General features: G+C 46.1%; 12 protein-coding genes. 4 read left to right on the top strand and 8 right to left on the bottom strand.

Annotation, left to right across the window (positions count from 1 at the left end; translation table 11 throughout):
- Window positions 1-14: 14 nt before the first annotated feature.
- Entirely contained in the window at window positions 15-638 is a 624-nt protein-coding gene (locus IQ257_RS26140; RefSeq protein WP_193879781.1) for a fasciclin domain-containing protein, read from the bottom strand.
- A gap of 266 nt (window positions 639-904) precedes the next feature.
- Between IQ257_RS26140 and IQ257_RS26135 the strand changes: the two genes are divergently transcribed.
- The 4 genes from IQ257_RS26135 (at window position 905) to IQ257_RS26120 (ending at window position 4868) form a co-directional block, all read left to right on the top strand.
- Window positions 905-1405, top strand: coding sequence for a DUF4168 domain-containing protein (locus tag IQ257_RS26135; protein WP_193879778.1), 501 nt, complete (start codon window positions 905-907; stop codon window positions 1403-1405).
- A gap of 150 nt (window positions 1406-1555) precedes the next feature.
- On the top strand, window positions 1556-2524 hold the full coding sequence (gene hemC / locus IQ257_RS26130) for a hydroxymethylbilane synthase (RefSeq protein ID WP_193879775.1): 969 nt from the start codon (window positions 1556-1558) through the stop codon (window positions 2522-2524).
- Between the two features lie 132 nt (window positions 2525-2656).
- Window positions 2657-4078, top strand: a complete 1422-nt coding sequence (gene glgA, locus IQ257_RS26125; RefSeq protein ID WP_193879772.1) for a glycogen synthase GlgA — start codon at window positions 2657-2659, stop codon at window positions 4076-4078.
- A 157-nt stretch (window positions 4079-4235) separates the two neighbouring features.
- The gene (locus IQ257_RS26120; protein ID WP_193879769.1) at window positions 4236-4868 is read left to right on the top strand and encodes a class II aldolase/adducin family protein; all 633 of its coding nucleotides are present in this window, start codon (window positions 4236-4238) and stop codon (window positions 4866-4868) included.
- Window positions 4869-4956: 88 nt separating this feature from the next.
- Here the strand turns inward: IQ257_RS26120 and IQ257_RS26115 are convergent, their stop codons facing one another.
- The 7 genes from IQ257_RS26115 to IQ257_RS26085 form a co-directional block, all read right to left on the bottom strand.
- Complete coding sequence (locus IQ257_RS26115) at window positions 4957-5232, bottom strand: GlsB/YeaQ/YmgE family stress response membrane protein (protein WP_193879766.1); 276 nt, start codon at window positions 5230-5232, stop codon at window positions 4957-4959.
- Window positions 5233-5562: 330 nt separating this feature from the next.
- Window positions 5563-7608 carry a DICT sensory domain-containing protein gene (locus tag IQ257_RS26110; protein WP_193879763.1) on the bottom strand — a complete coding sequence of 682 codons (2046 nt, stop codon included), beginning with the start codon at window positions 7606-7608 and terminating at the stop codon, window positions 5563-5565.
- A 331-nt stretch (window positions 7609-7939) separates the two neighbouring features.
- Window positions 7940-9244 (bottom strand): hypothetical protein, encoded by a 1305-nt coding sequence (locus tag IQ257_RS26105; RefSeq protein ID WP_193879747.1) that lies wholly within the window; start codon window positions 9242-9244, stop codon window positions 7940-7942.
- Between the two features lie 543 nt (window positions 9245-9787).
- On the bottom strand, window positions 9788-9964 hold the full coding sequence (gene rpsU / locus IQ257_RS26100) for a 30S ribosomal protein S21 (protein ID WP_193879744.1): 177 nt from the start codon (window positions 9962-9964) through the stop codon (window positions 9788-9790).
- Between the two features lie 565 nt (window positions 9965-10529).
- Window positions 10530-11495 carry an aldo/keto reductase gene (locus IQ257_RS26095; RefSeq protein ID WP_193879741.1) on the bottom strand — a complete coding sequence of 322 codons (966 nt, stop codon included), beginning with the start codon at window positions 11493-11495 and terminating at the stop codon, window positions 10530-10532.
- A gap of 160 nt (window positions 11496-11655) precedes the next feature.
- Window positions 11656-11958, bottom strand: coding sequence for a hypothetical protein (locus tag IQ257_RS26090; protein ID WP_193879740.1), 303 nt, complete (start codon window positions 11956-11958; stop codon window positions 11656-11658).
- A 243-nt stretch (window positions 11959-12201) separates the two neighbouring features.
- Window positions 12202-12885, bottom strand: coding sequence for an SDR family oxidoreductase (locus IQ257_RS26085; RefSeq protein ID WP_193879737.1), 684 nt, complete (start codon window positions 12883-12885; stop codon window positions 12202-12204).
- Window positions 12886-13140 lie beyond the last annotated feature (255 nt).

The raw sequence follows: 13140 nt of genomic DNA, 5'->3' as shown, positions 1-13140 counted from the left end.
AACCAACACAGTACCTACGGCATGAGAACAGCACTAATGCCGTGAATCATACCGTTTGTAGCTGGGATATCTGCCATAATCACTGGCACATTATTAACGAACACTTCGCTGGCATCCGTGACTCGCACCGTTAGAGGTTGACCTGCTAGCGTTCTTAAACGCAAGGTAGAACCGGGCGTTAAACCAAAGGTGTTGATCTTTCCAGGTACTACGTGGTAAGTCAAAATTCGGGTTAATCGGGCTTTGTTCTCAGGTCTTAAGAGAGTTTGTACAGTGCCGGAGGGTAAAGCGGCAAAGGCTTCATCAATGGGGGCAAAAATGGTAAATGGTCCCCGTCCAGCTAGAGCTGACGTGAGTCCGGCGGCGCTGATAGCAGCGCTGAGGGTAGAGAAAGCATCATTCGCCGTTTCTAGTTCGTCAGCAATAGTTCTCACGCCGCTTTGAGCCACTAGGGAGATGCCCGGTGTGGCTTTTAATAGCTGCTGGGGTTGGCTGTTATTATCAGCAGGTTGATTAATCTCACCGGAACTAGCTACCATCTGAGCTGTAGCAGGAAGAGTGATTGCCATACCGAAACTGGCAAGACCCAAGAACGTGATTAATTTCCGGGTTGTCGTGGTGCAAAAACGAGCTGGCATTCACTTTACTCCTTGAATTGGGGGTTTATAAAGATTTGTTTACTAGTGTAGTCCCAATCTGCAAGCTTGAAGTTGCAGGACGTTTGCCAGAACATGGGCTTTGGGACAGACGAGATTCATTAAACTAGAAACAGTCCCTTATCGGCTTTTTCACTTTTTGGGATTAGAGTCAGGTAAGGACTACTAAGAATACTAGATGCCCAAGGCTGCTTAGAGGAAGCCAGATCTTCTTCTGAAGCGGATAGTCATTCAAGGAGAAAAACACCATGCTCAAGTCACTCTTAGCAGGAGGAGTTGCCCTCGCTCTCTGGTTCGTTACCAGTAGCTTGCCAGCTCAAGCTCAAACTCAAGCGCCAACTATGCCTCCTCAGGAGCAGCAAGCACCAGCATCGAAACAAATTAGCGATCAAGAACTAGAGCAGTTTGCTAGCGTGATTAAGCAGCTCCAATCTATCCAAGAGACAGGGGAAGTGGAAATGCTTGAAGCTGTCCAGCGTTCAGGGCTGAGTCCTGAACGGTATCTAGAAATTCTCCGAGGACAAAGCAATACTGAAACTCAACCCACCTCAGAGGTAACGGATGAGGAGCAGCAAAACTTTGAGCAAGCCCGTAATCGCTTGATTGAGATTCAGCAAATGATGCAGTCAAAGATGCAGCAAGCCGTTGAAGCTGAGGGTTTAAATGTTGAGCGATTCGAGGAGATTTTGGTAGCTATTCAGCAAAACCCGACTCTCCAACAACGGGTTGAACAGTTACTTCAAGGTTAGTCCGACAGTAGAGACGTTGTATACAATGTCTCTACTCGAACGAATTTTTAAAACTGCTGTGACTGTTGTTCGTCTCTATAGAAATAGAAGTCCCCGGCTGCGGTAGTCTAGATTAGGTGACTCTCTATACGCATTTGACGCGATCGCTTTATGTCCTCTACCGTTACCAGTCCTGCCCGTACCATTCGCATCGGTTCCCGCAAAAGCCAACTCGCTCTGGTTCAAACCTATTGGGTTCAAGAACGACTGCAAAAGCACTTTCCCAATCGCCAGTTTGAAGTTCAAACGATGAGTACCCACGGTGACAAAATCTTGGATGTGGCATTATCCAAGATTGGGGATAAGGGGCTATTTACCAAGGAACTAGAACTAGGGATGATCCAGAATGAGATTGATTTTGCCGTTCATTCTCTGAAGGATTTACCCACCAATTTGCCAGAAGGGTTGGTTCTAGGCTGCGTCACGGAACGGGAAAACCCTGCTGATGCCCTGGTAGTACACGAAAAGCATCGGGATAAGCAACTGGATGCCCTACCCGAAGGAGCCGTTATCGGCACATCTTCCCTACGACGCCTCGCCCAACTGCGCCACCATTTTTCCCACCTCTCCTTTAAAGATATTCGCGGCAATCTGAATACCCGTCTGGCAAAACTGGATGCAGGGGAATACGATGCCCTAATTTTGGCAGCAGCGGGATTGCAGAGGCTGGAAATGAGCGATCGCATTCACCAAATCATACCCTCAGAAGTGTCACTCCATGCCGTAGGACAAGGTGCCTTGGGTATAGAATGCCGCGCTGGGGATACCGAAATATTAGACTTGCTCAAAGCAATCGCCCATACCCCAACAGCTCAACGCTGTTACGCTGAACGGTCATTTTTACGGGAACTCGAAGGCGGTTGTCAGGTGCCGATTGGGGTTAATACGCATTTAGAAGGCGATACCCTCACCCTTACCGGTTTGGTTGCTAGCTTAGATGGGCAACGACTAATCAAAGATACAGTTGCAGGTGATGCCAGCCATGCAGAACAGCTTGGCATCGAACTTGCCCAACGGTTGCGCCAACAAGGAGCACAAGAAATTTTGGATGAAATTTTTGCCCAAATTCAGCGCGGTTAAGGGGAACAGGAAAAGAAACCCTATCCAAAAGTTAAGTCAGATTATTCCCTTTACTTTATTGCACTGAAGAGTCGCAGCTTGGTATAAAATGCAAACCTTGGTTGCCTAAAAATGAGGATTGTAAACCAGGTTATGCAAATTTTATTTGTTGCGGCAGAAGTGGCTCCCATTGCCAAAGTCGGCGGTATGGGAGATGTTGTGGGAGCGTTACCGAAAGTTTTAAGAAAGATGGGGCATGATGTACGGATTTTCATGCCCTACTACGGCTTTTTGCCCGACAAGGTAAAGATTCCGAAAGAACCAATCTGGCATGGCTATGCCATGTTCGAGTCGTTTGCTGTCTACGAGACAGTTTTACCGGGAAGCGATGTGCCGTTGTACCTATTCGGACATCTTGCCTTCTCGGGTCGTAACATTTACTCTGGCGATGATGAAGACTGGCGGTTCACCCTGTTTTCCAATGGTGCGGCTGAGTTTGCTTGGAACTATTGGAAGCCGCAAATTATTCACTGCCACGACTGGCATACTGGTATGATTCCAGTCTGGATGCATCAATCGCCGGATATCAGCACGGTGTTTACGATTCACAATCTGGCATACCAAGGTCCTTGGCGCTGGCGCTTAGATCAGATAACTTGGTGTCCCTGGTATATGCAAGGTCATAATACCATGGCGGCTGCCGTTCAATTTGCTGACCGAGTGAGCGTGGTTTCGCCGACTTACGCCGAGCAAATCCGCACCGCTGAATACGGTGAAACCTTAGAAGGTTTGTTATCGTTCATTAGTAGTAAAACGGTTGGCATTCTCAACGGCATTGATACTGAAAGTTACAATCCAGAAACAGATAAGTACATCCCTGAGAATTTCACTGGCGATACCCTTGAGTTACGCCGCCAAAACAAAATTGCATTGCAAGAAGAAGTGGGTTTAGAGGTAAACTCTAGTGCTATTCTCATGGGAATGGTGACGCGATTAGTTGAGCAAAAAGGGATTGACCTATTACTTCAGGTCTTAGATCGTTTCATGGCTTATACTGATTGTCAATTTGTGCTGTTGGGTGCAGGCGATCGCCACTATGAAACCCAAATGTGGCAGTTAGCATCCCGCTATCGCGGTCGAATGTCAACCCAACTCCTTTATAATGATGCCCTTTCCCGGCGCATCTATGCGGGTAGCGATGTCTTTCTGATGCCTTCTCGTTTTGAACCCTGTGGTTTGAGCCAACTGTTAGCGCTGCGCTACGGTTGCGTCCCTATTGTACGGCGCACTGGTGGTTTGGTGGATACTGTCTCCCACCATGAACCCGTTACCCAAAGTGGCACAGGTTACTGCTTTGACCGCTACGAACCCTTAGACTTCTATACTTGTATGATTCGGGCTTGGGAAGGCTTCCGCTATAAAGAGCAATGGCAAGCTTTACAGCAACGAGGGATGGGCATGGAGTTTAGCTGGGATATCTCAGCTAAACAATATATACGGCTATACCAGGAGATGCTGGGATTACCTCCAGAAGAAGAAAAGCAGCCGCAGCAGCCTGTTGGTATGATAGGTTAAAGTTGGGCAAAGAAAAAGGGAGGAAGGAAAAAGGGAAAATCCCTCTACCTTTGTCCCTTTTTTGTCAATTGGAGAAGAGTTTACTGCTGTTATTTCCCTATTTTCTATTCCCTATTAGCATCAACCCAAGTTCCACATCTCAAAGAAAAACCCTATTATGATTGATGAAGGGTATGTTAAGTATCAATGCGACTGGATTAAGTCAGACCCAATTAATAGCAATGAAATTGAAGAACTCAATTGCTGGAGAAATAAATTTTACCATCTCGGTTTAATTGGTATCTATGAGAGTGGGATTGGCTTTGGTAATATTAGCATTCGTGCTGCTCAACCGGGACAATTTATTATCTCTGGAACGCAAACGGGGCATCTTTTCTCTTTAAATGAGCAGCATTGTACAAGAGTTATTGATTTTGATTTAGACCAAAATTGTTTAACCTGCCAAGGAGCCATTCAAGCGTCTTCTGAGTCTTTAACCCATGCGGTTATCTATGAAGCAAATCCTCTTGTGAATGCTGTTATTCACGTCCACCATCTCGAACTATGGCAGAAATTGATGTACCAAGTACCGACAACTGCCAAAAATTGTCGCTATGGAACGCCGGAAATGGCGAAAGAAATGCTCCGCTTGTTTAACGCAGATAGGTTAATAGAGAAAAAAATTTTAGTGATGGCAGGTCATGAAGAGGGAATTATTTCCTTTGGGAAAAGCTTGGAGGAAGCGGGAAGTATACTGTTAAATTATTATAGTGCGATCGCTCCATCACCTGCCCTAGATACGAATCAGTAAAGTATAGAAGGGGAAAAGAAACTTTCCCCCCCCCTTTTTCCCTATCTTTGGCTCGATGTGATGTACCACTAACTTAATTATCAGCTTATTATGCAGAACGGCGAGTGAACAAACCCCACAGAAAAATCAATAGCATAGCTCCGAGAACAGCAAAGATAATGCTCGAAATACTCAAAGCGCCTGCTGATGCTGCTGCGGCTCCCGGACTTTGAAACAAGAGCTGCCCGATAAATCCTCCAAGTAAAGCGCCGAGGATTCCCAATCCAATGGTGGCAAAGATGCCGCCGCCTTGATGTCCCGGATAAATCAGTTTAGCAAGCGCACCAGCAATCAGACCTAAAACTAACCAAGCAATGATATCCATACGTTTTCTCCTTATTTTTTATTACTCTGCACTATTTAAGTTGCTAAACTAAGACTAGCAATTGAATTGAGGGTTAAGCTTCTATCCCATGATAGAACTTATTAGAATACCCGATGCGTCTATTCGTCTTTAAAAATCCTTCTCTAGATAGATGAAATTTTGGCAAATAAGTGCTGTTTATTGTTTTCTGATAAATCTATACTTTTGGACAAGTAAATAGACTGAGGATTGTAATTAAATTCTAGCGTAGTTAATTAAACAGGGTTTAAATCACCCTTGATAGGACAGAACTATAGCAGTAGCATCTTGTCTCCTTTCCCCTTCAGTTACTTATCCTCTAACCTCCGATCGCTTATTCCCTCGCTTCCCTTTACCTTTAGATGGTTTTGACTCTGAAGTGGGAGCAATAATCGGTACGGTGAAGTGAAACTGAGAACCCTGGTCTTTACCCGCAGAATCTGCCCAAATTCTCCCGCCCCACCCCTTGACAATTTGGCGACAAATTGCTAAGCCCAATCCTGTACCACCCGTGGTGCGCCGCAGAGCACCTTCTTCTTGATAGAAGCGATCAAATACGTCTTCTAAACGGTTGGGTTCAATGCCGCGACCCGTATCGGCGACGGTAATTTTTAGCATAGAATTACCGCTGTACTGAATATCAATGGTGACTTTTCCTTGAGGAGAGGTAAATTTGCAGGCATTGTCGAGCAGTTTGGCGAGAGTCTCGACCAGCCACTCCCCATCAGCTCGGACTAAAGGAAGGTTATCAGGAACTTGGGTAATAATTTGCGGTCGCTCTCCCTCAGACCAACGAGAGCGGATTTGGCTGAGGGATAGGTCAATGCACTCTTGCAGGGAAAGGGCTTCCAAGTTCCATTCCACGCGACCACTTTCTAAGCGGGAAAGGGTAAGGAAATCTTGCACTAGTTTCCGCATCCGTTCGGTGTCGGAAAGGGCGGTGTTGAGCATCACTTGGCGCAACTCCGGCGACATATCGGGTTCGGTAGCTAGGCTTTCCAGGCAAACTTGAACGGTAGAGAGGGGGGTACGCAGTTCGTGACCGGTGATGGCGACTAAGTTGCTGCGGGTGCGGTCTAAGGCTTCTAGCTGCTGGTTCAAATCTTGCAGGTTGGCGTAAGCTTGAGCTTGAATTAGGGCAACACCAACTTGAGTAGCGATCGCTTCGACTAAAGCCAGTTCTTCATCTTTCCACCGATAGGGTATTTCCCCGCAATGGTGCAACTCTACCATTCCCAACAACTGCCCCTGATACAATACTGGCACCATCAGCCAAGAGCGCATTGAAAAGGTTTGCACTAGATTTTTTAAGGTTGAAGAGGGAGAATTGGCGCTTTTGGCTCTAGTGTGGTTAATTCGGGGGTCTTGTTGAGTGTCTTCTACTAACAGTGATTCTTGATGCTCGACAATTGATTGAAATAGGAAGTTGTCTTGCAGGGGCCATTGCTGTCCGACAGTTGAGCAAAGGTTAATCCCGTCTCTATCTCTAGTTTCTAAATACTCGTGGGTGATGATGGCAGCAGAATCGGTTGCATTGCAGCGGTAAATCAAGCAGCGGCAGGAACCCATAGCGCGTCCCAATTCCTGGACGGCAATTTCCATGACTTCATGGGGGTCGAGCGATCGCCGAATGGTTGTGGTAATTGAATTAACTAGACGCTCTCTGTGTTCTTGCAAGGAAATCGAGCGGTAGGCTTTGAGCAGCTTGTACTGACCGGCTTGCAAGTAAGTCACCAAGCGCTGCACAAAAGGGTCAGGATTGGGAGAGTCCGCCGGAAATCCAGAACCTTCGGTGGCTAACTCTCCTAAATAGTCAGTTTTTGCCTGTTGGAGCTTATCTGCCAATTCAGGACGGTACACCTCAATGCGATTTAAGAGTAACTCAGCCGCTTTGATGCTAACGTTGCGGTCAAAGGTCCAGATGCCTTCAAAACGACGGGACGTGTCCATCTCAGAATTAAGCCTATTGGAAATGGGTGTCGCTTTTTCCCGGCAAAGTAGGCAATTTGCATACTGTTGCCCAATCACGACTAAATGCCATTCTTTACTCAGAGCATCGGCTGGATCGAAAGCAATGCTTTCGTGACTGTCCGAACTATTCTTAAACTCGGTTTCTGGGGCTGCCAACACATAGAGTTGATGCGTCCGTTGGGCAATTCGTCGATATCGATGGGCTTCTTGACGGTAGAACCGCTCTCGCTGAAAGCAGGCAATGATTAAGGGCTGCTCTGAGCCAGCTAAAACCTGATCTTCCATTGCATGGGAGAGTGCGGTCAAAGACGACTTGAAATACACTTGTTGCCGCAGTTGGGGCATCACTTTTAGTAAGCTAGCCAGCACCGAAGTCTTGACGATCATTCAATTTAGTAAATTTTGCTTAACTCGCGTATCCAATACTTGACTTTTGGGTATTTTTATGATTTACATATCTCTTGATAACCAATAAGCTGTAAGCGGATCGTTTTGAACAATGGCATCAAGTACTTGCTTGGCATGGTGAGTTAGCAACATAACTGTCCTGCGGGAAATTGCTCTGGGTATGAGCAGGTTGTTTAACCTGTTCTCTACAACCTATCGTACAAAAAACAGATGTCTCCCAACCAGCTTGCATAGGAACTGAGTCAGAAAGGGGGACAAAAAACCTGAATTTGAGGTCAGCCTGCGACTATCGCTAATACTTTAATGCACTTTATTGCTGAAGCTGATTGAGTTTGTTCTGTGCGGAGAGCAGAAGCTGTTGGGCTTCCAAGTAAGGAGTTGTACCATCTTGTATCTTTTTCAGTTCATCTATAATGCCCTGTAAGTCGCTGATTGTGCGGTTGCGGTTTATATCGTTAGCACTGGTGGGAGCATAACGGAGTAAGGCTTGAATTTGGTTTTGTGCTTTTTCCAAGGCGTTGACAGCATCTGCTTCCTCTTGGCGTCGGATTTCTATTTGTCCCAAGTTAGCCTTGTACTGTGCTAGTAGTTCCTGTGCCTTTGCATAGCCTGCCAAATCATCAGAAGAAATCCGCTTAAGTTCGTTAATTGCCTCTCGCCATAAGTTTTCTACCTGTTGCCACTTTTCAACGCTATGAGGTGGATTTTGTGCGGCTAAAGCGGCTTGCCAGGAATACTGCTGTGCAGCCAGAATTAACGTGGTGACACGCTCATTACCAGCCGCAAGACCAACAACTTCTTTAAAATCTCGCTTGTGATTATCGAGTTGGGCTTGTGCTGCTTTACCGGCTAACGTCTGACCTGGAATTTGCTCTAATTTATCGATAGCCGAACGCCAAGCTGAGATTGCTAGCTGTTTATCCGTTGGTGTTGATGCTTGCTGATATTGCTGTTTAGCTTTGAGAAGTTCCTGTTCGCTATCGGTGAGCAACGTCTGAGCATTCTTTTCTTGAAACGCCTTGGCTTCTAATTCCCCAACCTTTTTACGGGCGGCATTGAAGCCGTAGATGCTAAAGCGGGAGTCATACCACCAATATTTGTATTCTGGCAAATCGTTTATAAACCCAATTGGCAGCTTGTCGAGATGCTGCTGGGCTTCTTTAACTTTTTGTTCTCCTAACTCTAAGTCAGCAGGACTTGTCGCTTGGTTGATGAGTCGTTCAGCCTGTTCAACCGCAGTGATAGCTTGTCGGTAGTTGGAGTCTATGGTGATATAGCTAGGCAACAGTAAAATCGGGGCAGTCCGCGCCACAGGACGGCGAATTACTGGGTAAGGTAAATTAGCAGCCCAAACGGTTGCTACCAAAATCCCACTGGGAACGCCGATGAGTAGAAGAGTCCAAATGATTTTCCCAAATCCACGTCGCCTGGGTTTTCCGTAGTTAGCGTAGTACTGTATCTCAGCTTCTTTGGCTAGAGCAGCGAGTGATTTTGAGGGGGGTACTGATGGCTTCAATATCACTGGCTGTGTGCTGATGACCGAGGGATCGATTCCCAAACTGCTCTGACTTTTCTTACGCAGGAATTTGAAGGGTAGAGGGTTTAAACCAGGCATAAAACTTACTGAGCAACTGTTTTAAGTATGCCCTCAGGCAGAAGCGATTTACCAGTAGAAACGTAGCTGATTAACGCTGTGGCTCCATATCTCTATACTTACAGCATATTTCAGGTTGATGAAGTATATCCAAGCAAGATCCCCGACTTCTCCAAGAAGTCGGGGATCTTGAGTACCTCACTCACCTGAAAAGCGCTGTAGTTAAAAGTGCGATCGCACAAAAGTCCTACCTACCGAGTTAGAACAGTACCTTCCTTTCTGGCAGCCTTCTGAGACATTGCCTAAACGGGATATCATGATTGATCTTAAACATGATCACAAATCGCTTTAGGAAATTGGCTTTGAAAGAGCCAGGTGATAGGTGGATTGGTTATAGGTCGTAGGTGATGAAGAAATTTTCCCTAACACCTAACACCTAACACCTAACACCTAACACCTAACACCTAACACCTAACACCTAACACCTAACACCTAACACCTAACACCTAACACCTAACACCTAACACCTCTCGATAAGTGTCAAACATTTAACCAAACAATAACCTAGTTCCAACGCTTTTTACGCCGTGCAACTTCCTTTCGCTTACGTTTTTCCTGGGGAGTCTCAAAGTGACGATGCCGCCTCACCTCTGCCAGAATTCCTGCTTTGGATACTTGACGCTTAAACCGACGTAAAGCTGAATCAATTCCTTCGTTTTGACCAATAACTACTTGAGTCATCCTACTTACTTATCAAAAATCGTTATCGATGGTTGGGTAGTGATTAACGCTATCGTTAATCCAAGTGAATGGGCTATAGCAAGAAGCCCCTTTAACTTGATCGGGTGAATGCTTGAGCGTCAAGCTCTAGCCGAGCGCTAGTTGTGAGAGAAAGGGTTCGTTCTCCCGCAACCAAAAGACAAACTCCATCCACTAGGGGGTCTTGCCTTGTGAACGTTGAGCTGACGACTGACCCCCCAAAAACTCTCAAGGACTTTAAGGGCTGCCAAAGCTAATGACACCCACCTCCAGTTCCTCAAATTACTCAAACTAAAGCTCCCGCATCCGAGTATATTCCCCATCTGTCGGGAGCTGAATTCCTTTAACATTACTCTAGGTGGCAAAGATGCTAGAGACATCTTCACGAAAAAGCGGCAAACGGTAAATTTTCTGCGTAAGTTGACCTGAAGAAATTCCACCCTTAACGAGTTGGAAAGATAAAGAATCGGTAAAATTTCTGCCTATTTACAGAAATCACCCCTACGACCGAATAGAAAGCCCAATCAATAAATTAGCATAATTCTGCTCAGGAATCCCAATCCCACATCACAGGATTATCGTCCAAATGCTCTGTAACGAGCCGCCCAATCCCGTCAATTTCTTGTAACTCTTCAGCAGACAAATTTACCTGCGTCGCTTTGGCGTTGCTAGAGGCTTGTTCTTCATGACGTGCGCCAGCAATAGCGCTAGTTTGTGGCTGGGCAATCAACCAAGCAAGGGAGAGTTGGGCAAGGCTACAGTTATGACGCTGGGCAATGGGGCGCAACCTGTCAAGGGCTTGCTGCACCCGTTCATAGTTCTCTTTTTTGAATAGCCGATTCTTTGCCCGATGATCCCCTTCCTCAAATTGATGATCACGTCCGAATTTGCCAGTGAGTAATCCTTGTGCTAAGGAGGAGTAGGCGAGAATTGAAATACTATTCTCAACACAGTAGGGTTGAGCATCAGTCTCGACCTGACGCCAGAACAAGGAATAGGGCGGTTGCAAGCTATCAATCTGTCCATACTGGCAGACTTCTTCCAACTGAGTCCGAGAAAAATTGGAAACGCCAATTGCCCGAATCTTACCTTGCTCCTTTAACTTATTTAAGGCGTTCATCGTCTCCTCAAGGGGGACAACCTGAGTATTAAAGGCACCGGGGAACCAGTGAATCTGGTAGAGGTCGATATAGTCCGTGTTAAGGTTTTTTAACGAGCGATCGCACGCCTCCAGGACTTGAGCATACCTGAGATGACTGACCCATACCTTCGAGGCATAGACCACTTGGTCGCGGACATCCGACAAGGCTTGTGCAATAATTTGCTCGGAGTGACCTTCACCGTATACCTCGGCTGTATCAATTGTTGTAATATCGGCATCAAACGCCGCTCGGATGGCTTTAACCGTTTCAGCGTCTTCAATCCCCACCCACATCCGCTTACCCGCTTGCCAAGTACCCATGATAATCGGAGTGATTTGAATATCAGAGTTGCCTAAGCGTCGCTTTTCCATCACCAAATTCTTGCTAACCTACTGCACATTGTAAGGTAATTTTGTCGTTACCTAAGGATAGACGCTTAGTGCCAGAAGGCAGGAGGTAAGAAAACTTGTACAGTAAGCTTTTTAACCGTTTTCAACTGGATAGTTATTTCTGCCACGCTGCGTTTAGCTCTTATCGCTCTAACATTTCCAGCAATCTATCTTCCATGGCATTCCTGGCGGCAACTTCCGAACAATGGTCAATGAGGGTTTTCGCGGCTGCGATCGCTTCTTGAGCGCTCAGAAAATCAAAACCTCCAAACGGGTCTGTAATCGTCGGTTCAAGTAAGCTTTCTGATTCCAGCCAGGTTATTGTCCAGCGTCCCGTTTCTTTTTCACAGATAGGAATGATTAAGTACTCATCCCACTGAGTCTGGTACAGTTCCGCTTGATCAAAATTGGCTTTATAGGAGTGGCATTTGTAAACGTTGCCCACTACTGACCGATCCTCCCTGGTTCTTAATAGTTTACTGACCTTCAGGAATACACTACCCTAACTGAGCCAGTTTAACTAATTATTTTACAATTATTCAGCCCTTTGAGCTGAATTTTTTCAATTTTAGCGCATATACAAGGAGTTATTCCGTAAAAACTCTGTGAAGATACGCTTTACTTCCCCTTAGTAATTTTTGCCGCCCAAAGGAAGCCTGCTACTTCAGATAAACAAGACTTGATTCTATCATGCCGGAACTGTTAATGGCTGACCGTTATCGGCGGCAGACAACTGTAGTAAAAAGGGAACGGCTTTTTTCACCCACTCTTCAATTGATGTATAAGAAGCAGCCGCCTCCCCATAGCAAACTTCCAGCATATCCGTGTGAATGATACCAGGACTGAGGGGAATAGCAGCCATTCCTTTGGGGAGTTCTTGGGCGAGCGATCGCGTCATCCCCTCAATTGCCCACTTGGATGTACAGTAGGAGGAGACTTGAGGAGAAGTTGAACGCCCCCAACCGGAACTCAGGTTGACAATGATGCCGCTGCCTCTGTTGATCATTGCCGGGACAAAGTGGCGAAGGACATTCGTTACTCCTTTGATATTGATATCGATGAGGCGAGAAAAGTCCGGGCTGGGAATTTCCCAGAGGGGAGCTAAGGTGTTGATAATGGCGGCATTGTTAATGAGCAAATCGGGGGGACTGTATTCAGAAAGCAGGAGTTTTGCCCAAGCCATTACCTGCGCTTCGTCGGCAACATCCAACGCTGTGAAATTATGGGGTGCGCCAAAGGTTTGGTTGAGTTGCTGAACGGCTATCTCAGAACGAGCGCAACCGAGGACAGTATGTCCTGACGCAATGAATCCCTCTGTCATGGCTCGACCCAAACCTCGACTGACGCCTGTAATGATAATTACTTTTGTCACGATCGCTCCTTTCTCTTAACTTGCTGCTGACTGATAGACATAGCAACAGTTTTGGGCAAACTAAACCTAGAACTTATCCAAAACGAGCGTTCTGAGTGGTATAACCCTACTTAATTGCAGATTACCGCAGATCTGGGTGTATATCTAGTTTTAGATCTAAGAACTTTTCCGATAGGTTCCTAGGGACTACTAGTAGAATTAGGGACTACTAGTAGAAATAGCTCAATATTTCCTCAGCTCCCCAGCTCCCCAGCT

The sequence above is a fragment of the Coleofasciculus sp. LEGE 07092 genome, from assembly GCF_015207375.1.
Taxonomy (GTDB): domain Bacteria; phylum Cyanobacteriota; class Cyanobacteriia; order Cyanobacteriales; family Coleofasciculaceae; genus LEGE-07092.
The sequence above is the reverse complement of the archived record's forward strand: the minus strand, read 5'-3'. Positions and strand labels throughout refer to the sequence as shown.